Source organism: Massilia violaceinigra (assembly GCF_002752675.1).
Lineage (GTDB): Bacteria > Pseudomonadota > Gammaproteobacteria > Burkholderiales > Burkholderiaceae_D > Telluria_A > Telluria_A violaceinigra.
Map to the genome: position 1 here is coordinate 529282 of NZ_CP024608.1, position 22665 is coordinate 551946.

Annotated in this window: 19 protein-coding genes; 14 read left to right on the forward strand and 5 right to left on the reverse strand. The window is 64.0% G+C overall.

Annotated elements, in window-relative coordinates; all coding sequences use genetic code 11:
• Positions 1–816, reverse strand: coding sequence for a septum site-determining protein MinD (gene minD, locus CR152_RS02510; RefSeq protein ID WP_099873512.1), 816 nt, complete (start codon positions 814–816; stop codon positions 1–3).
• Between the two features lie 27 nt (positions 817–843).
• Positions 844–1596, reverse strand: a complete 753-nt coding sequence (gene minC, locus CR152_RS02515; protein WP_099873514.1) for a septum site-determining protein MinC — start codon at positions 1594–1596, stop codon at positions 844–846.
• A 455-nt stretch (positions 1597–2051) separates the two neighbouring features.
• Here minC and CR152_RS02520 point away from each other — a divergent pair, with 455 nt between their 5' ends.
• From CR152_RS02520 to CR152_RS02530, 3 genes are read left to right on the forward strand one after another with little or no spacing between them, the layout of a single operon-like run.
• Positions 2052–6320 (forward strand): RHS repeat-associated core domain-containing protein, encoded by a 4269-nt coding sequence (locus CR152_RS02520; RefSeq protein WP_099873516.1) that lies wholly within the window; start codon positions 2052–2054, stop codon positions 6318–6320.
• On the forward strand, positions 6314–7198 hold the full coding sequence (locus CR152_RS02525) for a hypothetical protein (protein WP_099873519.1): 885 nt from the start codon (positions 6314–6316) through the stop codon (positions 7196–7198). The genes CR152_RS02520 and CR152_RS02525 overlap by 7 nt, the downstream gene beginning before the upstream one ends.
• Positions 7199–7241: 43 nt before the next feature.
• Entirely contained in the window at positions 7242–8120 is an 879-nt protein-coding gene (locus CR152_RS02530; RefSeq protein ID WP_157778292.1) for a hypothetical protein, read from the forward strand.
• Between the two features lie 27 nt (positions 8121–8147).
• Here the strand turns inward: CR152_RS02530 and metE are convergent, their stop codons facing one another.
• On the reverse strand, positions 8148–10439 hold the full coding sequence (gene metE / locus CR152_RS02535) for a 5-methyltetrahydropteroyltriglutamate--homocysteine S-methyltransferase (RefSeq protein ID WP_099881929.1): 2292 nt from the start codon (positions 10437–10439) through the stop codon (positions 8148–8150).
• Positions 10440–10548: 109 nt separating this feature from the next.
• Between metE and CR152_RS02540 the strand changes: the two genes are divergently transcribed.
• The 10 genes from CR152_RS02540 to CR152_RS02585 all read left to right on the forward strand — a co-directional run bounded on the left by CR152_RS02540 (position 10549) and on the right by CR152_RS02585 (position 18520).
• Positions 10549–11457: a LysR family transcriptional regulator gene (locus CR152_RS02540; protein ID WP_099873523.1), complete on the forward strand. Its 909-nt coding sequence runs from the start codon at positions 10549–10551 to the stop codon at positions 11455–11457.
• A 165-nt stretch (positions 11458–11622) separates the two neighbouring features.
• Positions 11623–11931: a hypothetical protein gene (locus CR152_RS02545; RefSeq protein WP_157778293.1), complete on the forward strand. Its 309-nt coding sequence runs from the start codon at positions 11623–11625 to the stop codon at positions 11929–11931.
• A 64-nt stretch (positions 11932–11995) separates the two neighbouring features.
• Positions 11996–13174, forward strand: coding sequence for an acetyl-CoA C-acetyltransferase (locus CR152_RS02550; protein WP_099881931.1), 1179 nt, complete (start codon positions 11996–11998; stop codon positions 13172–13174).
• Between the two features lie 150 nt (positions 13175–13324).
• Positions 13325–14065 carry an acetoacetyl-CoA reductase gene (gene phbB, locus CR152_RS02555; RefSeq protein ID WP_099873526.1) on the forward strand — a complete coding sequence of 247 codons (741 nt, stop codon included), beginning with the start codon at positions 13325–13327 and terminating at the stop codon, positions 14063–14065.
• A gap of 70 nt (positions 14066–14135) precedes the next feature.
• Positions 14136–14855, forward strand: a complete 720-nt coding sequence (locus CR152_RS02560; protein ID WP_099873529.1) for an AAA family ATPase — start codon at positions 14136–14138, stop codon at positions 14853–14855.
• A gap of 19 nt (positions 14856–14874) precedes the next feature.
• Complete coding sequence (locus CR152_RS32630; protein WP_229413259.1) at positions 14875–15867, forward strand: DUF1993 family protein; 993 nt, start codon at positions 14875–14877, stop codon at positions 15865–15867.
• Positions 15848–16474, forward strand: coding sequence for a hypothetical protein (locus tag CR152_RS02570; RefSeq protein ID WP_157778295.1), 627 nt, complete (start codon positions 15848–15850; stop codon positions 16472–16474). The genes CR152_RS32630 and CR152_RS02570 overlap by 20 nt, the downstream gene beginning before the upstream one ends.
• A 96-nt stretch (positions 16475–16570) precedes the next feature.
• Entirely contained in the window at positions 16571–17527 is a 957-nt protein-coding gene (gene pip, locus CR152_RS02575; protein ID WP_099873532.1) for a prolyl aminopeptidase, read from the forward strand.
• Positions 17528–17589: 62 nt separating this feature from the next.
• On the forward strand, positions 17590–18048 hold the full coding sequence (locus tag CR152_RS02580) for a DUF2721 domain-containing protein (RefSeq protein ID WP_099873534.1): 459 nt from the start codon (positions 17590–17592) through the stop codon (positions 18046–18048).
• A 16-nt stretch (positions 18049–18064) separates the two neighbouring features.
• Complete coding sequence (locus CR152_RS02585; RefSeq protein WP_099873536.1) at positions 18065–18520, forward strand: hypothetical protein; 456 nt, start codon at positions 18065–18067, stop codon at positions 18518–18520.
• 9 nt (positions 18521–18529) lie between these two features.
• On the opposite strand, the gene CR152_RS02590 is transcribed toward CR152_RS02585, so the two are convergent.
• Positions 18530–18985: an SRPBCC family protein gene (locus CR152_RS02590; protein WP_229413260.1), complete on the reverse strand. Its 456-nt coding sequence runs from the start codon at positions 18983–18985 to the stop codon at positions 18530–18532.
• 284 nt (positions 18986–19269) lie between these two features.
• On the opposite strand from CR152_RS02590, the gene CR152_RS02595 reads away from it, so the two are divergent.
• Entirely contained in the window at positions 19270–21306 is a 2037-nt protein-coding gene (locus CR152_RS02595) for an NADPH-dependent 2,4-dienoyl-CoA reductase (protein ID WP_099873540.1), read from the forward strand.
• Between the two features lie 142 nt (positions 21307–21448).
• Here the strand turns inward: CR152_RS02595 and CR152_RS02600 are convergent, their stop codons facing one another.
• The gene (locus CR152_RS02600; RefSeq protein WP_099873542.1) at positions 21449–22570 is read right to left on the reverse strand and encodes a beta-ketoacyl-ACP synthase III; all 1122 of its coding nucleotides are present in this window, start codon (positions 22568–22570) and stop codon (positions 21449–21451) included.
• Between the last annotated feature and the right edge of the window lie 95 nt (positions 22571–22665).

Genomic DNA, 22665 nt, shown 5'->3' on the forward strand with positions numbered 1-22665 from the left:
TCACTTCACTCCGAAGATGCGCTGGAATATGCCTGGTTTTTCATAGGTGGTAAAGCGCAGCGGCAAGTCTTCGCCGAGGAAGCGCGACACCACGTCCTCGTATGCCTCGGCCACGTCGGTGCCCTTGAAATGAATCGCCGGATTGCCCTGGTTCGATGCGTGCAGCACCGATTCGGACTCGGGAATGATACCGATCAGCGGAATGCGCAGGATTTCCTGCACGTCCTGGTACGACAGCATTTCGTCGTTCTCGACCCGCTTGGGCGAGTAGCGCGTGATTAACAGGTGTTCCTTGACCGGCTCGGCGCCCGTCTGGGCGCGGCGCGACTTGGCCTGGATGATGCCGAGGATGCGGTCCGAATCGCGCACCGACGACACTTCCGGATTGGTCACGATGACCGCTTCGTCGGCGAACGTGAGCGCCATCAGCGCGCCATGTTCGATGCCGGCGGGCGAATCGCAGACGATGTACTCGAAGCCCATGTTGATCAGGTCGTGCAGCACGCGTTCGACGCCTTCTTCCGACAAGGCATCCTTGTCGCGCGTCTGCGAGGCCGGCAGGATGAACAGGTTGTCGCAATGCTTGTCCTTGATCAGCGCCTGGTTGAGCGAAGCTTCGCCATTGATGACGTTGATCAGGTCGTACACGACGCGGCGCTCGCAACCCATGATCAGGTCGAGATTACGCAGGCCGACGTCGAAGTCGAGCACGGCGGTTTTGTGGCCACGCGTGGCCAGGCCGGTGGAAAAGCTGGCGCTGGAGGTCGTCTTGCCGACGCCACCCTTGCCGGAAGTCACAACAATAATTCGTGCCACAGGGGGTCCTTTTTTCGTATCTGGTATTTAAACGCGGGAGGCCGGGCTGATCGACAGTATATCGATTCGGTCGCCGATCAAGCGGATTTGGGTCGGCTGGCGCGCCAGCTGGGGAGCAAAGCCTTCTTCGAAGGTGCGGTAGACGCCGGCGATCGAGACCAGCTCGGGCTGCATCGCCATGGCGAAGATGCGCGCATCCGCATTGCCCGAGGCACCGGCCAGCGCGCGCCCGAACAGCGAGGCGTAGATATGGATGCTGCCGTCGGCGATGATTTCGGCGCCGTTGTTGACCACCGCCGTGACGATCAGGTCGCAGCCGCGCGCATACACGCGCTGGCCGGCCCGCACCGGGGTATCGATGATCATGGTGCCGGGCGTGACGATGGCGGTCGCCGGCGCTTGCGCCGCCGCGGCGGGCGCGGGCGCCACTGCCGCTTCGGCGCGCTCCTTGTCGCCGCTGGCGCCGTCGTCGAGCGAGAGGCCGCGCGCGCGGATCGCGTCGTGCATGGCCGCCGGGGCGCCGCGCACCGCCACCGCGTTCAGGTGATATTTCTTGAGCAGCGACACCATCTTGTCCCAATCGATGCGCGGCGCGTTCTCGGCCAGGGCGCTGATATCGATCACGGCGAATTCGTCTTCGAAGAAATCGGCCGTGCCGCCCGTCATCTGCTTGAGTGCCGCGTCGATCGCCAGCGGGTCGGCCGAATACAGAATCGTGGAGATCGCCACCACGGTGGAAATCTTGATTTCAATAGGCAGTTGGGACGGGCTTTTGAGCATAGACGAGTCGTGAGGGATGGGCGGATCACCGCCCAAAGTGGCGCAGGCTCGTGCATTCTACTGTGAAAATTGCGGTTAGGGGAGGGTTGCCACTTATGTTCCGCGTGGCAACTTCAAACCGGTTTTTGCGGTGTACAGCGAGCACTTTTGTTCAATAAGGATATCCCGGCCGACGGTGCTGTACCGCCTCTCAGGACGACTAGTCCGTCATTGCCCGGCTCCGTTTCGCATGTGCCCGCGCGGGCAGCGGGATACGGCCGGCAGCGATGTAACAGGCTGACGAACATTGATTATATGTAAATTTACTATTATATAATTGCAATGTTTGCGGTGCTTGTGCACCCGGGATGCGCTTGTCGCGCCAGCCCGGAGGTCCAGGCACCAGACTCCGGTGTGCGCAAGCGGCCGGACCGGACATTGTCGTGCCTGCTCTTATCTCCCATATCGAGGAAAGCATGTTTGAAGCTGCCCGCATCACCGATCCCATCTCCCATACCAATGCGCTGACCGGCTTCCTGATCGGTGCGCTCATCGGCATTGCCCTGATCGCCGCAGTGGCGTTCGCCACCTTCACCTGCGGTTTCGGCGTCGCGCTGATCGCCGGCCTGGCCGCCGGTTTTGGCGCGTCGGGTATCCTCAGTCTAGGCGAGGCGATCGGGAAAATGAGTACGACCGTGACGGGAACGCTGGTGACCGGCTCCCTCAACGTCTGGACCAATGGCCTGGCGGCGACCTACGCCAAAGTCAGTACAGCGGCGTGCAGCATGCACAACCCGGTGCAACTGGTGGCCGAAGGCTCTGGCAACGTGTACATCAACGGTTTGCCGGCCGCGCGCAAGGACGACGCCATCACCTGCGGCGCCAAGATTTCCGGCGGTTCCTCGAATGTCTTCATCGGCGGCGGCAGGGAACCCTATCTCCCCGTGGCCGACGAAATACCGCCCGGGCTGCGCACCGCGGTCGACTGGGCCTTCACCGCCGCCGGCGCGGTGGGCGGCATCGGCAAGCTGCTGTGCAAGGCGGGCGGGGGGCTGACGCGCGCGGTACTGCCTTGCGCGGCCCGCTTCCTGGCCGGCTTCGCCGCAGGCGAAGCGCTCAGCCGCTACGTCATCGCGCCCGTGGTCGGACGCGCCATCGGGGGCTTGCTGGGCGAGCCGGTCGACGTCACCACCGGCCGCAAACTGCTGCTGGCGCAAGAGGAAACCGACTTTGTCCTGCCCGGCCAGATTCCCCTGACCGGCGCGCGTTTTTATGGCAGCAACCTGGAGCGCGTCGGGGACTTGGGGCGCGGCTGGGTACTGCCGTGGGAAGTATGGCTGCAGGCGCGTGACGGCAAGGTCTGGTACAGCGACGGCCAGGGCCGCGAAACCGGTTTTCCCATGATGCAGCCCGGTCATGCGGAGTTCAGCGAGAGCGAGCAGTGCTTTTTGACGCGCAGCGCCGACGGCCGCTTCATCATGTACGACGTGAACGACGTGTATTACGACTTCGGCCAGCTCGACGTAACGGGCGGCGAACTGGCCCCGCTGCTGCGCATCGAAGACCGTAGCGGCCAATGGCAGCACTATGCCCGCGACGCGGCGCAGCGCTTGCTGTCGATCGAAACCAGTGACGGCCAGATGGTGCGGCTGGCGTACGGCGCGCAGTCCGGACGCCTGGAAGGCATCGAGCGCGTGCGCGGCGGCGCGCCGGCCTGGCTGGTGCGCTACGGTTACGACAGCCTCGGTCAGCTGATCAGCGTGCATGACGCCAACGGCAATCTGGCGCGCCAGTTCAGCTATGCCGACGGCCTGATGACGAGCCACACCAGCGCGCTCGGTTTCGTGAGCCAGTACCGCTGGGAGATCATCGACGGTGCGCCGCGCGTTGTCGAATGCGGCAACAGCGAAGGCGAACGCACCCGTTTCGCGTACGACCCGGCGGGCCGCCAGACCCGGGCCACCGACGAACTGGGGCGCAGCGCCCACTGGATCTACGACGCCCATTTCCAGGTCGTGCAATGCACCGACCTCGATGGCGGCGTCTACCGCATCAGTTACACCGACGCGGGATCGCCGGCCACGCTCGATCTGCCCGGCGAGCGCAAGGTCGTGTTTGAATACGATGCCATGGGCCGCCTCGTCGGCGAAACCGATCCGCTCGGCCGGCGCACCACCACCGGCTACGATGGCCACAGCATGCGCGTGACCCAGCTTGCCTTCGCCGATGGCCAGCGCTGGCAGGCGGAGTACGACTTTTCAGGGCGCCTGCTGCGCACCACGGATGTGCTTGGACGCGAGGAACGCTACGAATACGACGAGACCGGCGTGAGCCCGCTGCCCATTGTGCACGTGGACGCCCGTGGCGGGCGCCAGCAGATGCGCTGGGACGAGCGCGGCCAGTTGCTCGCGTACACCGACTGCTCCGGCAAAACCACGCACTACACGTACGACAACAACGGCGAACTTGAATCGTTCACCGACGCACTGGGCCAGGTCACGCGCTACGAGAACCTGCCGACAGGCGAGCCGGCCCGCATCCTGCTGGCCGACGGCAGTGTCGAGGAATATGTGTACGACGCCGAAGGGTTGGTGACGTTCGCGCGCCGCAATGCGACCCAGACCCGGCACTGGAAGCGCAACGCGCGTGGCCAGGTCATCGAGGCGGTGGACCCGGCCGGACACATCTCGCACTACCGCTACGATGTTCGCGGACGCCCGGTGGAACTGGCGACAGCCCCCGACACCCGCTATCTGTTCAGCTACGACGCGGGCGACCGCCTTGAGCGCGAGGTACGCCCGGACGGGGTCGAGCGGCACCGCCATTACGATCCCGCCGGCGAGATCATCGCACTCGACGAACACGGTGCGCCCACGCCGGGGCAAGCCGGGCGCGCCCTGCGCACCACGCTGTTCACGCGGGACAAGATGGGCCGGCTGCTGGTCAAGCAAACCGCTACCGCCATCAGCCGTTACGAGTGGAGCGCAGGCGACCTTCTGACCGGGACCGCGCGCATGCCGACCGAGGCCGGCGCCGCGCTGGGCGTCACCGAAAGCGCACTGCGCTTCGGCTACGATGCCGCCGGGCGCCTGATCGCGGAGGAGGGTGCCGAAGGCCGGGTCGACTATGAACTCGACGAACTCGACAACATCACGGGCCTGCGCCTGCCGCATGACCACCGTATCGATACGCTCAGCTATGGCTCCGGCCACGTGCACCAGATCCGCATGGGCGAGCGCGTCATCAGCGACTTCGAGCGCGACGACCTGCACCGCGAAGTCGCCCACACGCAGGGCGCCCTCATGCAAAAACTCGGCTACGACAAACTGGGGCGGCGCCTGTGGCAGGCTTCCGCCCGCAAGACGGAGGCACATGGCGCCGGGCTCGGTCTTTTGTGGCGTAATTACCGCTACGACCCGATCGGCGAGCTGGGAGAGCAGCGCGATAATATCCGCGGCGCCATCCAGTATCAGTACGATCTGGCGGGCCGCATGCTCAAGCAGAACCGGGTCGCGCAGCAGCGCCTCGAAACCTTCGCCTGGGATGCGGCGGGCAACCTGCTGGACGACGTGGCGCGCAAGAGCGGCGGCAGGATAGAAGGCAACCGCCTCAAGGCATGGCAGGATCTGCGCTTCGACTACGATCCGTGGGGCAATCTGCTTACCAAACGCAAGGGCGCAAACCAAGTCCAACATTTTTCGTTCGATGCGGACGACCGTTTGATCAAGGTGAGTACGCAGGACGCGTGGGGGACGGCGGAAACGCTCTTCGATTATGATCCTCTTGGGCGGCGCATCGCCAAGACCGAATTGCGCGGCACGAAGGGAGCAATCCCTGCGGAGGGACGGCGGCGCTTCGTCTGGCAAGGCTTGCGCATGGTGCAGGAAATTCGCGATGGCGCCCTCAGCTGCTATATCTACAGCCCGGATGAAGGTTTCACGCCGCTGGCGCGCGTGGATACGGCCATCGGCCAGGGCGTGGCCCTGGCGGCTGCAGGCAGCGAGCAGCCGCGTTCGCGCATTTACCACTTCCACACCGATCTGGTTGGTGCGCCGCTGGAGGTCACGGACGAAAGTGGGGAGATGGCCTGGACGGCCAGCTATACGGCATGGGGCAAGGCCGACATCGGCGACGAAACAGCCATGGCGTCGAGGATCGAGCAGCCGTTACGCTATCCGGGGCAGTATGCCGACCAGAGCACGGGGCTGCATTACAACACCTTCCGGTTTTACGATCCGGATATCGGGCGCTACATCAGCCCCGATCCGATCGGACTGGAAGGCGGCACCAATCTGTTTGCGTACGTGCCCAACCCGACCGGCTGGGCCGACCCGCTCGGCTGGGACTGGAATTATCATTTAACGGACAGCTCGGGAAAAGTGTATTACCACGGCCGCGCGAGCGACAAGCAGACCATGGCAGATGTGGCGCGACGTCATGGCAATAACAAAGGCAAGGATGGCTTTCGCTTCGGAAAGGGCGATACCATGACCCGGATTACCGCGCCGGGCACGCCGAAGCTGACTGCCCAGGGGATCGAGGGGATCGCCATCGATAAAACGGGAGTCATCGGCCGCAGGAAAAAGAATGGGAATCGCGTACGGGGCAATGCAATTGCCGGGGTCGACCCTAAAAAGAAAAGCGCTCCTGCAAAAATCAAGGCGGGCAAAGCCTTTTTGAACGGGCGGGTACCGAGTCAAATGGGGCAAGTTTCGGGCACACCATTAAAGGGAACAAAATGTTGAACAAACCGGTTGACAAGAAAGCGCTCAAATTATTGGCGCAATATGACAGCGTATCGCAATCGTATGCCCGTTTAAAACGTCCATTGGAGCCGGACGAACAGCAATGGATCGATATACGCGGCGTCACTTCAGACGAGGAATTTGCTTACATGAAAGAGCATGGATTGGCATTCGACCCGGTGGACATGAAACATGACGAGGCGGTTCGGAAGTGCTTTGAGTATGCGAAGCAGTGCAAGAAATCGCACGTGACCGATCTTTTCCTGGCAAGTTTCACGGCCGAGCGCCTTGATTTCCGGGCCGCTCTCGCGCCATTTGCGATGATGCAGACGATGCCTGACCACGGCTTTACGAAATACTCTGCTCCGGGTTTTTGCGCCGTATGCTCCGCCGCTCCTGTCTATAAGGACATGGATACCACCGACTGGAACGTGGATCGCTACAAATATGGATCGATCGGGCTGCTGAAGGTGCCTTATGTCATCCAGTTCCACCTGGCCCAGCATCTGGAGCTTGCTCGGCAAAAGCCGACGGCGGACGACTTCCATATTTTTAATGCCATTCTCGATACCTTACGCTCGGTGGATGCGAAGACCAAACCCAAGGATCTTCATAAAGAGCTGAAAAAAATCGAGGGTTTCAAGGCCACCAACGATCAGTGCAGGGTGTTGGTGGAAGCGCTGGGCATCGCGGGCATCCTGGAGACGCAGGAACACAAGGGTTACCTCACGCACTACACCAATCCTGGGCTGGCGCCGTCGAAATCGCACAGCTCCGACTGGGCCTACCCCGTCGATTTCTGGACCGGCGCCGATGGCGTCAACAAGAAGGCGCTCGAATTCTGGTTTGGGGCCTATCCCGAAATCCGGCTTGACTGACGGAGCCACGCGAACTCCGCATGCATCCTGCGAAGGAAAAATCGTGAATGCTCCGGTTGACAAGAAAGCGCTTAAATTATTGGCGCAATACAACAGCATATCGCAAGCGTATGCTCGTTTGAAACGTCCATTGAAGCCTTACGAACAAAGATGGATCGATCTGCGCGGCTTTACCACCGACGAGGAATTTGCTTACCTGAAAGAGCAAGGATTGGCATTCGATCCGGTCGACATGAAACATGATGAGGCGGTTCAAAAATGCTTTGAGTATGTGAAGCAGTGCAAGAAGTCGCACGTGACAGATCTTTTCCTGTCGAGTTTCACCTCGGAGCGTCTTGATTGTCGAAGCGGTTTCGCGCCATTTGCGATCATGCAGACGATGCCTGATCACGGCTTCACAACATCCTCCGCCCCCGGCTATTGCGCCATTTGTTCGGCCGCTGCTGTCTATGCCAACATGGATGCGACCGACTGGAACGTGAATCGCTACAAACATGGTTCAATTTGGCTGTTGAAAGTGCCGTATGTCATCCAGTTCCACCTGGCCCAGCATCTGCAGCTTGCTCGACAAAAGCCGACGGCGGATGACTTCCGCATTTTTAACGCCATTCTCGATACCTTACGGTCGGTGGAGCCGAAGACCAAACCCAAGGATCTTCATAAAGAACTGAAAAAAATCGAGGGTTTCAAGGCCTCCAACGATCAGTGCAGGGTATTGGTGGAAGCGTTGGGCATCGCGGGCATCCTGGAGACGGACGAACACAAGGGTTACCTCACGCACTTCACCAATCCCGGTCTGGCGCCGTCGAAATCGCACAGCTCCGACTGGGCCTACCCCGTCGATTTCTGGACCGGTGCCGATGGCGTCAACAACAAGGCGCTCGCATTCTGGTTCGGCGCCTATCCCGACATCCGGCTCTGATCGGCGGCGCCGTCCGCAAGCGCCGGATCAGGCGCGCATGCGTTTCGCCGCCGCCACCATGTTCGTCAGCGCCGCCTCGGTCTCCGCCCAGCCGCGCGTTTTCAGGCCGCAATCGGGATTGACCCACAGGTTAGCCGCCGGGATCACCTGCGCCGCTTTCCTGAGCAGGCGCTCGATCGCGTCCGTGTCCGGCACCTTGGGCGAATGGATGTCGTACACGCCCGGCCCGATCTCGTTCGGATAGCGATACTCGCCGAAGCCGTCGAGCAGCGCCATGTCCGAGCGGCTGGTTTCGATCGTGATCACGTCGGCATCGAGCGCGGCGATCTGCGGCAGGATGTCGTTGAACTCGGCGTAGCACATATGCGTGTGGATCTGGGTCGCATCCTGCGCCGCGCTGGCCGTGATGCGGAACGCGCGCGTGGCCCACGTCAGGTAATCGTCCCAGCGCGCGCGTCGCAGCGGCAAGCCTTCGCGCAGGGCCGGTTCGTCGATCTGGATGATGCCGATCCCGGCCGCCTGCAGGTCGGCCACCTCGTCGCGCATGGCCAGCGCGATCTGCAGCGCGGTCAACGCGCGCGGCTGGTCGTCGCGCACGAACGACCATTGCAGGATCGTGACCGGCCCGGTGAGCATGCCCTTGACCGGCCGCGCCGACAAGCCCTGCGCATGCACGGTCCACTCCACCGTCATCGGGCGCGCGCGCGCCACGTCGCCATACAGCACCGGCGGCTTGACGCAGCGCGAGCCGTACGACTGCACCCAGCCATGCTGCGTAAAGGCAAAGCCGTCGAGCTGCTCGCCGAAATACTCGACCATGTCGTTGCGCTCGGCTTCGCCATGCACCAGCACGTCGAGCCCGATTGCTTCCTGGCGCGCCACCGCATGCGCGATTTCGGCGCGCATCGCGCTCTGATACTGGGCCAGCGGCAGGGCGCCGCGGCGGAAGGCGGCGCGCGCGGCGCGAATCGCCGCCGTCTGCGGGAACGAGCCGATGGTCGTGGTCGGATAGGCCGGCAGCCGGAAACGCGCGCGCTGCAGCGCCTGGCGCGTGGCAAACGGTGCGCCGCGCCGGTCGGCGCCGCGTGGCAAGGCCTGGACCCGGGCCGCCACGGCGTCGCTGTGCACGCGGGTGCTGCGGGCGCGGCTGGCAATGGCCGCGCGCGACGCGGCCAGCTGCGGCGCGCCGGCCCCGCTCAGGGCCGCTTTCAGGGTCGCCAGTTCGTCGAGTTTTTCGGTGGCGAACGCCAGCCACGAGCGCACGTCGGGGTCGAGCGCGCTTTCATCGGCCAGGCTCAGGGGCACGTGCAGCAGCGAGCACGAGGGCGCCAGCCAGAGTTCGCCGCGGCGTTCCAGCAGCGGCGCCAGCACGTCGATGGCGGCGTCGAGGTCGGTGCGCCAGATATTGCGTCCGTCGACGATGCCGACCGACAGCACCTTGGGCAGGGCCAGCCAGTCGCACACGCTGGTCAGTTCATGCGCCGCGCGCACGCCGTCCACGTGCAGGCCGGCCACCGGCAGGCGGCAGGCCAGGCCCAGGTTTTCTTCGAGCGGCGAAAAATAGGTCGCCAGCATGATGGAAGCGCCCGACTGCGCCAGCAGCCAGTAGGCGATCTCGAAGGCGTTGCGCCATTCCTGCGGCAAGTCCAGGCCAAGGATGGGTTCATCGACCTGCACCCATTCCACGCCCTGAGCCTTGAGACGTATCAACAAGGCGGTGTAGACCGGGAGCAGCTTTTCGAGCAGGCTCAAACGGTCGAAGCCGCTTTGACGCGCGCTGCCCAGCCACAGGAAGGTGAGCGGGCCGATCAGGCTGACCTTGACCCGGTGCCCGAGCGCCTGGGCTTCGGCCACTTCCGCCTGCAGGCGTTCGGCGGCCAGGGTGAAGGCGGTGTCGGGGCCGAATTCCGGCACCAGATAGTGGTAGTTCGTGTCGAACCACTTGGTCATGTCGAGCGCGTGGCCGCCGTGCTGGTCCTTGTGCTGGCCGCCGCAGCAATCGCTGCGCTCGCCGCGCGCCATGGCGAAGGTGCGCGTCAGGGGCGAGGCCGCGTCGTCGAAACCGAAGCGTGCCGGTTCGCATCCGAACAGCTGGATGTGGCTGGCCACCTGGTCGTAAAAGGCGAAGTCGCCCACCGTCACCAGATCGAGCCCGGCCGCGGCCTGCAGGGCCCAGTGGCGTGCGCGCAGGGCGGCGCCGGCCGCTTCCAGTTCCGCCTCGCCGCTGGCGCCGCTCCAGAAGGCTTCGAGGGCGGTCTTCAATTCGCGGCGCGCGCCGATGCGGGGGAAGCCGAGCACGTGTGTCTGTAGCGTTTTCATCATGTCATCGAGATTTCATTGTTCGTGTGTAAAGTTTGCGGCAAAGTGTCATATAATCAAAACGAAACCTTTTGCAGTTCCGCATGAAAAATTTTCATAGAACGAGACCATGCTAGAACTCCGACACCTGCGCACGCTCACGGCGCTGCGCTCTTCCGGCAGTCTGGTGCGTGCTGCACAGCTGCTGAACCTGACCCAGTCGGCCCTGTCGCACCAGATCAAGCTGATGGAAGAGCGCTACGGCGCGCCCCTGTTCGAGCGTAAGTCGCTGCCGATCGCGTTTACCGCCACCGGCATGCGCCTGCTCGCGCTGGCCGACCAGGTGCTGCCCGAGGTGGAGCAGGCCGAGCGCGACGTGGCGCGCCTGTCGCAGGGCGACAAGGGCCAGCTGCGCGTGGCGCTCGAATGCCACACCTGCTTCGACTGGCTGATGCCGGTCATGGATGCGTTCCGCCAGCGCTGGCCCGACGTCGAGATCGACCTGGTGTCGGGCTTTCACAGCGAACCGGTCGACCTGCTGCGCAGCGGCCTGGCCGACTTGGTGATCGGCTCGGCGGGCGGTCCCGACTACACCGTGTTTCCCCTGTTCCGCTTCGAAATTCTGGTGGTGCTGGCCCAGAAGCACCGCCTGGCCACCCAGCGCCGCCTGGAAGCGGCTGATTTTGAAGGCGAAACCCTGATCACCTATCCGGTGCCGGAAGAGCGCATCGACCTGATCCGCGAAGTCCTGCGCCCGGCCAATGTGCGCTTCGAGCGCCGCACGGCCGAGCTGACCGTGGCCATCCTGCAGCTCGTCGCCAGCCGGCGCGGCCTGGCCGCGCTGCCCAACTGGGCCATCAAGAACTACGTCGACTACGATTACGTGCTCGCGCGCCCGGTGGGCGAGTTCGGCCTGTGGAGCGACCTGTTCGTTTCGGTGCCGCCAGCCCTGGCCGCCAAGGCCTACGTGAGCGATTTCGTGGGCGTGATCCGCGAGCAGTGCGCACGCACGCTCGACGGCATCACCTTGCTTAGCTGATATCCGGCTGGGGTAATTTGCGGCCGCAGGGCAATCCCCGATTGTTTTCGGTGAATAAGCTGATAAGATTGATTTTGCTCAAACTCGAACGGAATCTGGAAACTAAGATGGAGGACTTTGTCATGCCCAGCGCTGTCAAAGACCGTCCATCCGAAAAGGGAAACCATGTTTTCAAGTTCTGACCTGTTGTTCCGCTCCATGCGGGAACTGTTCGACACCCAAGCGGGCATGTATCAGCGCAGCGTCCACGCAGCCATGGACGCCGGCGTGTCCGCGGCGGAAGTGAATGTCGATTCGATAAGAACCCTGCTCGCCACGGCCACCGTCGCAACCCGGCAGTGGCAATGTGCGGGCGGCGCCAGCAACTGGCTGACCCCGGTTCCGCGCGATGCATGGCAGTTTGCAATTTTCGGTCGGCCCCAGTTGGCCGCGCCGCCGGCCGGAGCTCAGCCGGGAACGGCGACCGGCACCTAGTGCCAGGCCGCTCACTTGAAACCTATTGGCCACCGCGCCAGAACACAGTACATCGGAGATTCACATGGAAGACGTCGTAATCGTGGCCGCTGGCCGTACCGCAGTCGGTAAATTTGGCGGCGCGCTCGCGAAAATTCCCGCCGCCGAACTGGGCGCCCACGTCATCAAGCACCTGCTGGCCCAGATCGACCTCGATCCGGCCAAAGTCAACGAGGTCATCCTCGGCCAGGTGCTGACCGCCGGTGCTGGCCAGGGCCCGGCCCGCCAGGCCGTGATCAAGGCTGGCTTGCCGAACATGGTGCCCGCTTTTACCGTCGGTAAAGTCTGCGGCAGCGGCCTGAAGGCCACCCATCTCGCGGCCCAGGCCATCAAGTGCGGCGACGCCGACATCGTCATCGCCGGCGGCCAGGAAAACATGAGCGCCTCGCCGCACGTGCTCAACGGCTCGCGCGACGGTTTCCGCATGGGCGACGCCAAGCTGGTCGACACCATGATCGTGGACGGCCTGTGGGACGCTTTCAACCAGTACCACATGGGCGTGACCGCCGAAAACGTCGCCAAGAAATACGACGTCTCGCGCGCCGAGCAGGACGAATTCGCGCTGCAGTCGCAGCTCAAGGCCGAAGCCGCGCAAAAGGCTGGCAAGTTCAAGGATGAAATCATTCCTTTTGAAATTGTGTCCAAGAAGGGCACCGTCGTGTTCGACACCGACGAGTATCCGAAGCACGGCACCACGCTCGAATCGCTGGCCAGCCTGCGCCCCGCTTTCGACAAAGCTGGTACCGTAACGGCGGGCAATGCCTCGGGCCTGAACGATGGCGCCGCCGCCGTCATCATGATGTCCGCTTCCAAGGCCAAGGAATTGGGCCTGAAGCCGCTGGCGCGCATCAAGGCGTATTCCTCGGCCGGGCTGGACCCGACCATCATGGGCATGGGCCCTGTCTCGGCGACCAAGCTGTGCCTGCAAAAGGCCGGCTGGACCCACGAAGACGTGGACCTGATGGAAATTAACGAAGCCTTCGCCGCGCAAGCGGTGGCCGTCAACAAGGAAATGGGCTGGGATACCAGCAAGATCAACGTCAACGGCGGCGCAATTGCACTGGGGCACCCGATTGGTGCGTCGGGCTGCCGCGTGCTGGTGACCTTGCTGCACGAAATGGTCCGGCGCGACGCCAAGCGCGGGCTGGCCAGCCTGTGCATCGGCGGCGGCATGGGCGTTGCTTTGGCAGTAGAACGCGACTGAGCACCCTTGCGCGCAAGCGCAATGGGGTGAAACGGCGCGACAATGAGCGTTACTGAGCACCGCTGAGTGGCGCTCAAGCGGAGCAAGGGCGGGTCCAATCCGCCCCCGCGATTTGGTTGGAGTTGGAGTACAAAAACAGGAGAAGACAAAATGGCTAGAGTTGCATTAGTGACCGGCGGTATGGGCGGTTTGGGCGAGGCGGTCTGTTTCAAGCTGGCCGCTCTCGGGTATCGGGTCGTCACCACGTATTCCCCTGGTAACAAGAAGGTCGCGGAATGGCTGGCGACCACCAAGGACATGGGCTACGACTTCAAGGCCTATGAGTGCGACGTGGCCGACTACGATTCGGCCCAGGCCTGCGTGTCCAAAATCCAGGATGAGGTCGGCCTGATCGACGTGCTGGTCAACAACGCCGGCATCACGCGCGACATGACGTTCAAGAAAATGGACAAGCCGAACTGGGACGCCGTCATGGCCACCAACCTCGACTCCGTCTTCAACATGACCAAACCGGTGTGCGATGGCATGGTCGAGCGCGGCTGGGGCCGCATCATCAACATCTCGTCGGTCAACGGCCAGAAGGGCGCCTTCGGCCAGACCAACTACTCGGCCGCCAAGGCCGGCATGCACGGCTTCACCAAGGCGCTGGCGCTGGAAGTGGCGCGCAAGGGCGTGACCGTCAACACCATTTCGCCGGGCTACATCGGCACCAAGATGGTCATGGAAATTCCGAAAGAAGTGCTCGACACCAAGATCATTCCGCAAATTCCGATGGCGCGCCTGGGCAAGCCGGAAGAAGTCGCCGGTCTGGTTGCCTACCTGTCGTCGGACGAAGCCGCTTTTGTTACGGGCGCCAATATCGCCATTAACGGCGGCCAGCACATGTCCTGATCGCAGTACGCAGTCGCAGGAACCGAAAAGCACTGCCTGCGGGTGGTGCTTTTTTTCACCAAGGATCATCATGGCCTTCAGCGCCAAACCCTATTTACGCGAAATCTCGATCACCGATGATGCCGGGATCGATTTCGACAGTTACCCCTTCAATATCCCCGCCGTGCGCGACATGGGCGTGATCGAGCCGCACGCCGACGTTACCTTTTTCGTCGGCGAAAACGGCGCCGGCAAGTCGACGGTCCTCGAAGCGATCGCCGTGGCGATCGGCCTGTCCGGCGAAGGCGGCAGCCGCAGCGTCTCGCGCGGGCAGCAGAAGGTGTCGCCCCTGCACGATTGCCTGAAACTGGTGAAAGGCTTCCGCAAGCCGGCGTGGTCCTACTTCCTGCGCGCCGAAAGCCTGTTCAACGTCTTTACCTATCTCGACGAGCTCCCTCCCGGCGGAGGGCCATCGAAGCATCTGCGCTCGCACGGCGAAGCCTTCATTGACGTGATGCTGGAGTTTTCCGCCGGCGGCCTGTACCTGCTCGACGAGCCCGAGGCGGCGCTGTCGCCCAATCGCCAGCTGGCCGCGCTGTCGGCCATCGACCAGCTGGTCAAGCAGGACTGCCAGTTCATCATCGCCACCCATTCGCCGATCCTGCTGTCGTACCCGAACGCGAAAATCCTGCAGTTCGACGGCAGCGGCATCACCGAAGTGGCGTACGAAGACACCGAACATTTCGCCGTCACGCGCGATTTTCTCAACCACTATCCACGGCGCCTGCAGCAGCTGCTCGCCGATGACTGACCACAGGAACACGATCAACTTGAATACCACCTCCACGCTCACCTTCAGGCTGGCGACCGACGCGGACATCGCCGCCATGTCGGCCATCCGCCTGGCCGTTACCGAGAACCGCCTGCGCGATCCGGGCCGCGTCACCGTCGCCATGTACCGCGATTACCTGGGGCGCCTGGGCCGCACCTGGGTGTGCGAGGACGATGGCGTCATCGCCGGTTTTGCCAGCGCCGACCGCGAACAAGGGTCGATCTGGGCGCTGTTCATCGACCCCGCGCGCGAAGGGCAGGGCATCGGCAAGCGCCTGCTGGCGCTGGCGGTGGACGATCTGTTCGAGCACGGGCACGCGCAGATCGTGCTCTCTACCGGCGCCGACACCCGCGCCGACATCTTTTACGAATCGCAGGGTTGGGAGCGCGGCAAGATGAAAGACGATATCGAAGTGCAGTATTCGCTGCAGCGCGCACGCGAGGTGCAATCCATGAACGACAATCTGTACGAGGCCAGCGTGCCCGTGTTCCGGCGCTACCTGCGCCATCTGCGCGCCATGCTGGTGCTGGCCGAGGCGCATCCGGATGCGGACGCACTGCTGGGCGCGCGCCTGGCGCCGGGCATGCTGACCCTGGCCGTGCAGGCCGAGGTGGCGGCCAATTTCGCCGTGCGCGCCTGCGCCCCGCTGGCCGGCAGCGTCCTGTCGCAGACTGGCGCCTTTCCCGCCAGCGCACTGCGCGACAGCGGTACATTCGCGCCGACCTACGACGGCCTGCGCCAGCGCATCGACTTCGTGCTCGGCTTCCTGAACGCGCTCACGCCGGCGCAGTTCGAGGGCGCCGCCAGCCGCGTCGTCAGCGACCGCGCCGGCGAAGCCCTGGTCACCTTGCCGGGCCAGGCATTCCTGCTGCAGTACGCGCTGCCGAACTTCTTTTTCCACATGACTGCGGCCTACGCCATCCTGCGCCAGGGCGGGGTCGCGGTCGGCAAGGCCGATTTCGACGGCTTTCATGTCTACTCCAATGCCTGATCGTTCGCCCGCGTCCCGGCTCGAAGGCATCGGCATCGCTCCCGCGAGGGCGGCCGCCATCGCCGCCGATGTGGCGCAGGGCGACGCCAGCTCGCTGCTGCACGAACTGCTGCTGCGCGCTCTGTGGAGCAGCGTCATCGACGAAGCCGCGCCGGACGCACTGCAGCGCCATGGAGGCGCCGTCGGCAGGCTGCTGGCCAGCGGCGTGGACCCGCACGATCTGCTGGACGTCGTGCGCGAGGCGCAGGTCGACACCATCTACAACGTGGCGCAGCTGATCGACTGGCCCGACGAGGGGCTGGAATTGGGCGAATCGCTCGATGTCCGGCTGTCGGCCAGCCTGGCGCACGGTGGCGGCGCGCCGCAGCCGCTGCCCGAGCTGCATGCTTGCCTGATGGAGCGCGACCCCACCGGGCGATCCGGCGCGCCGCGCTCTCCCGAGCAGCGCCAGTTCGGCATGCTCGACGCGGACATCCGGCGCCAGATCACGGCGCTGACCGGCGAGCGCAAGTTCTCGGCCGCCGCCGTCCTGTGGAAACAGCACGTGGGGGGCGAACTGAAAACCGCGCTGGCGGCGGTACAGTCGCTGGCCGGACAGACGCGATAGGCGCGACAGGCACGCTCGCCGCGCCGGCTGCGTCAAGCCCGGCGGCAGCGGCGCGCCAGTGCGCTACAATCGGATGTCAACTACAAGAGGACTCCCATGCCCGCCATTCCGACCTGCCTGTTCCCGCCGATCCAGCCGACCCGGCACGGCATGCTGCAAGTCGATGCGCTGCACACCATCTACTGGGAGGAAGTCGGCAATCCGAAAGGCATACCCGTGCTGTTCCTGCATGGCGGCCCGGGCGCCGGCCTGTCGCCGCAGCACCGGCGCTTTTTCGATCCGCAGCAGTACCGCATCATCCTGTTCGACCAGCGCGGCGCCGGCAAATCGACCCCGCTGGGCGAGTGGCGCGAGAACACGACCCAATTGCTGATCGGGGATATCGAAACGCTGCGCGAGCAGTTCGGCGTGGACAAGTGGCTGGTGTTCGGCGGCTCGTGGGGCTCGACCCTGGCGCTGGCCTACGGCCAAGCCCATCCCGAGCGCTGCCTCGGCTTCATCCTGCGCGGGATTTTCCTGTGCACCGCCGCCGAAGTCGACTGGTTCCTGCACGGCGTGCGCTGGTTCTACCCCGAGCTCTACGAAGAATTCGTGGCCCCGATTCCCGAGGCCGAGCGGGCCGACCTGCTCACGGCCTACACCACGCGCATGCTGTGCGACGATCCGGCCGTGTACTGGCCGGCGGCGCGCGCCTGGAGCCGCTTCGAGGGGCGCCGCGTGTTCCTGCTGCCGCAGCCGGAAGATACCGCCTCCGACACGCTCGACCTGGGCGTGGGCCGGCTCGAATCGCACTACATGGCCAACCAGGGTTTCCTGCGCGAGGACCAGCTGGTGCAGGACGTGGGCCGCATCGCGCACCTGCCGTGCGTGATCGTGCAGGGCCGCTACGACGTCATTTGCCCGCCGCTGTCGGCCTACCGCCTGCACCAGGCCTGGCCGGGCGCGCGCCTGCGCATGGTGGCCGACGCCGGCCATGGCGCGCTGGAAGCGGGCATCGCCAAAGCGCTGGTGGGCGCCACCGAGCAGTTCAAGCGCAGCGGACGCTTCGATTAGGACGGCGGGGGTGGCCCTGCTACACTAGCGGCTGTACACGCATTATCAACTTACAGCGCCCTATGAATATCCAGCTCACCGATATCGGCCACGTCATCCAGCTGGCCATTGCGCCGGTGTTCCTGCTTACCGGCGTGTGCACCAACCTGATGGTGCTGACCAACCGCCTGGCGCGCATCATCGACCGCTCGCGCGTGCTGGAAGACCGGCTCGACATCGCCTACCACGACGCCTACATGGACGAACTCGAGGTCCTGTACCGGCGCTGGCACCTGGTTAACTACGCCATCGCCCTGAGTACCGCCTGCGGCCTGCTGATTTGCCTGGTCATTGCGCTGCTGTTCCTGGGCGATACCACCAACGTCGCGCTGGACCAGTACATCGCCGGCCTGTTCGTGATCGGAATGCTGTGCCTGATCGGCAGCTTTGTGTACCTGCTGCGCGAAATTTTTGTCGCCTCCAAGACGCTGCGTTCGCGCCGTCACGTGCGTCCGCGCGGTTCGCCGCCGGCCGCCAACTAACAGATTGAGTTTTCTTATGCACGATTACCAACGTCCTCCCACCCTGTACCGCTACGCGCCGCGCGCCGAACTGGAAGCCGCGCTGACCCTGGGGCAGTTCCGCCTGGTCCCGGCCAACAACTGCCTGACCCTGTCGTTCTCGCAAGCGTGGGACAAAGCCCTGTTCGAAATCTTCTCGCCGGCCGACTGCTGCCTGGTGATCCACAACACCGAGGAATTCGGCGAACGCCTGCACCGCGCCGTGCAGCGCACCCTGCCAAGTTGGGCCGGAATCGACGGCGCCGTCGAATACGGGGCGCGCGCAGCCTTGGGCGCCGCTTTCACCAAGAGCAGCGCCGAAGCGGAAGAACGTGAGTGGCAGTTCGCCTGGCGCGCCATGGCGCCGCAAATGAGTCTCAATCCCGTGACGGTCAAGATCGGCAGCATCGAAACCTTCGCCGAACTGCGCGAGCCGCAAAGCTATCAGGCTTAGTTGTCAGGCTTAGTTGCCAGGCTTGTCGCCGCGATCGAGCCGTGCCAGCACGGCCTTCATCATGCGCTCGATGTCGGAGCGGATGATGTTCGCCCCCAGCATGCCGGGCACGTAGAATTTGGGTACCAGCCTGCCGCTGTAAACGATGCGCGTGCCGCCCGTCTCGGGCACCGGAACGAGCTCCCAGCGGCACTCGTAGACGCGCATGTCGCCGGTGATCAGGCTGATGTCGATGGACGTCATCGCTTCCTCGGTCGCCTGCACGATCAGGTGGATGTCGCGCCTTATGAACAGGAAGCTGGCCACCCCGAACTGCTCGATGATGGCCTTGTTGCCGGTGCGCGAGAGGACCTTGGACGTTTTCAGGTCCGGCACGAACTCGGACATGCGGTCGTAATTGGTCAGCACCTTCCACACGGCCGCCGGCGCGGCGCGCACCTCGCCGCTGGACGCGACCTCGAACATGTGCTGGTCCGCCCTATCGACGCGCTTGACCGTCACTTCCAGCCTGGATTGGGCCAGGGCGGGTGTGGAGCAGGCAAGAAAGCAACAAAATAGGATTCGCGGAAACATAAGGCTAGCCTACGGGAAAGCGGCGACCCTGACAAGGGAGGCACGCTCAAGCGTGCGCGAGGTGGCGGCCGGCGCCGGGCCGAAGATTAGAACCCTGCATCTACAGAACTAGGTTGTAATGTCGTCTTGATATGCAGTCCCGACGTTCCGTCTTCACGCCCCCATCCATCACAATCATGACAATCCAAGCCTACCCGCACCTGCTCGCGCCCCTGGACCTGGGCTTCACCACCTTGCGCAACCGCGTCATCATGGGTTCGATGCACACCGGGCTCGAAGACCGCTTCTACAACTACGGCAAGCTGGCCGCCTTTTACCGTGAGCGGGCCAAAGGCGGCGTGGGGCTGATCGTCACCGGCGGCATCTCGCCCAACCGCCAGGGCTGGCTGCTGCCGTTCGGCGGCACCCTCAATTTCGCCGGCGATGTGTATAACCACCGGCGCGTGACGACCGCGGTGCACGAGGAGGGCGGCAAGATCCTGATGCAGATCCTGCACTCGGGACGCTACGGTTATCAGCCGCTGGTGGTGTCGGCATCGAACGTGAAGTCGCCGATCTCGCCGTTCAAGCCGCGCGCGCTGACGGAAAGCGGGATCGAAGCGACCATCCGCGACTACGCGCGCTGCGCCAGGCTGGCCAAGCGCGCCGGCTACGACGGCATCGAAGTGATGGGCAGCGAAGGCTACCTGCTCAACCAGTTCCTGTGCGCGCGCACCAACCTGCGCCAGGACCGCTGGGGCGGCAGCATCGAGAACCGCATGCGCCTGCCCGTAGAGATCATCAAGCGCATTCGCAAGACCGTGGGCGAGGACTTCATCATCATGTACCGCCACTCGCTGCTCGACCTGGTCGAAGGCGGCAACACCTGGGACGACGTGATCAAGGTCGCGCATGCCTTAGAGGCCGCCGGCGTCACGATCCTCAACACCGGCTACGGCTGGCACGAGGCGCGCGTGCCGACCATCGTCACCTCGGTGCCGCGCGCGGCCTTTGCCAGCGTGGCCGGACGCCTGCGGCGTGAAGTGAAGATTCCCGTGGTGGCCTCGAACCGCATCAACATGCCGTTCGAAGCGGACGACATCATCGCCCGCGGCGACGCCGACATGGTGTCGATGGCGCGCCCGTTCCTGGCCGACGCCCAGTTCGTCATCAAGGCGGCCAGCGGGCGCGCGGACGAAATCAACACCTGCATCGGCTGCAACCAGGCCTGCCTCGATCACACCTTCGCCAACAAGCGCGCCAGCTGCCTGGTCAACCCGCGCGCCTGCCATGAAACGGAACTGGTGTACGCCAGAACGGCCAGGCCGCGCAAGGTGGCGGTGGTGGGGGCGGGTCCGGCCGGGCTGTCGGCAGCGACCGTGGCGGCCGAGTGCGGGCACGCGGTGACCTTGTTCGATTCGAGCGACACGGTGGGCGGGCAGTTCAAGATCGCCATGCAAATCCCGGGCAAGGAAGAATTCGCCGAAACCATCCGCTATTTTTCGCGCAAGCTGGAGCTGACCGGCGTGACGGTGCGGCTCGGCGAGCGGGTCACGCGCGAGGCGCTGCTGGCGGGCGGCTTCGATGACGTGATCGTCGCCACCGGCATCAAGGTGCGCATGCCGCCGATCGAGGGCATCAAGCATCCCAAGGTGCTGTCGTACATCGACGTGCTGCAGAAAAAAGCGCCGGTGGGAAAACGCGTGGCCATCATTGGCGCGGGCGGGATTGGTTTCGACGTGGGCGAGTACCTGCTGCACAACCCGGCGCACCCGCTGCCGCTGCCGGTGGCCGAGTGGGCTGGCGAGTGGGGCGTGGACCTGGCAGCGACCACCAGCGGCGGGCTGGTGGCGCCGCACGCGGCCGAACCGGTGCGCCAGTTGTTCCTGATGCAGCGCAAGGCGTCCAAGCTGGGTGCGGGGTTGGGCAAGACGTCCGGCTGGGTGCACCGCGCGACCCTGAGCCGCAATGGGGTGGTGATGCTGGCCGGGGTGACGTACAACAAGATTGACGACCATGGCCTGCATATCACGGTCGGTGGGGAAGAGCGCTTGATCGCGGTCGACAACGTGATCATCTGCGCGGGGCAGGACAGCTTGACGGAGCTGATGCCGGAAGAGGGCGCGGCGGGTGGTGGGCCGGTGTTCCACAAGATCGGCGGCGCCGCGTTGGCGGCCGAGTTGGACGCCAAGCGGGCTATCAGGGAAGGCGCGGAACTGGCGGCGCGTCTTTAAAGACAACGTGCACTCAAAACCGTCGTTCCCGCGCAGGCGGGAACCCAAGTCCTTCGAGCTGCCTGTGACTACGCTACGAACTTGGGTTCCCGCCTGCGCGGGAACGACGGAGCTAAGGTTAGCGGGTAACGCTTAGCAGTTACTACTTCTTGCGCACCACCACGCACCCAATCGAATACCCCGCGCCGAACGAGCAAATCACGCCGTGCGAGCCGCTTGGCATGTCGTCCTGGTACTTGTGGAAGGCGATGATCGAACCCGCCGACGAGGTATTGGCATACGTGTCCAGAATGACCGGCGCTTCCTGCGGTTCGGCGTCGCGCCCGAGCAGCATGCGCGTGATCAGCAAATTCATGTTCAGATTCGCCTGGTGCAGCCAGTAGCGCGATACCTGCGCCACTTCCAGCCCCGCATTGGTGACCGTCTCGCGGATCATCTCGGCCGCCATCGGACAGACTTCCTTGAACACCTTGCGGCCCTGCTGGCGGAACAGCTTGTCCGGCATGCCCACGCCCGATTCGTCGAAGCGGTTCATGAAGCCGAAGTTATTGCGGATGTTGTTCGAGAATTTGGTCTTGAGCTTCGATTCGAGGATCTCGAACTGGTGCGCGCTGGTCGCCGTTTCGGCCGCTTCGATCACGATCGCCGTGCAGGCGTCCCCGAAAATGAAGTGGCTGTCGCGGTCGCGGAAGTTCAAATGGCCGCTGGTGATTTCCGGATTGAGCACCAGCACCGCGCGCGCCTGCCCGCTCTGCACCGCCGCCAGCGCCGTCTGGATCCCGAAGGTGGCCGAGGAACAGGCCACGTTCATGTCGAAGCCGAAGCCGTCGATGCCCAGCGCTTCCTGCACCTCGACCGCCATGGCCGGGTAGGCGCGCTGCATGTTGCTGCAGGCGACCAGCACCATGTCGATGTCGGCCGCCGTGCGTCCGGCCCGGTCCAGCGCCTGGCGCGCCGCGGCCACGCAGATTTCAGCCTGCAGCGAAATTTCCTCGTCGGCGCGTTCCGGAATGCGCGCCGTCATGTGCGCCGGGTCCAGAATGCCGGATTTTTCCATCACATAGCGCGATTTGATGCCGGAAGCTTTTTCGATAAAGGCGGCGCTCGATCCTTCGATCGCCGTCAGTTCGCCCGCCGCGATCGCATCGGCGTGTTCGGCGTTATACAGTTCGGCGTAAGCGTTGAAGGCGACGACCAGCTCTTCGTTGGAGATCGAATGGGGCGGCGTGAACAGACCCGTGCCGCTGATGACGACTTGTTTCATGGTAAAGCTTTCAAATAAGGTAAGCCGGGCATAACCCGGCACGTGCCGCTGATTCTACACAATGGACTTCATGGTGGCGAGAAAAGCGCGGGGCC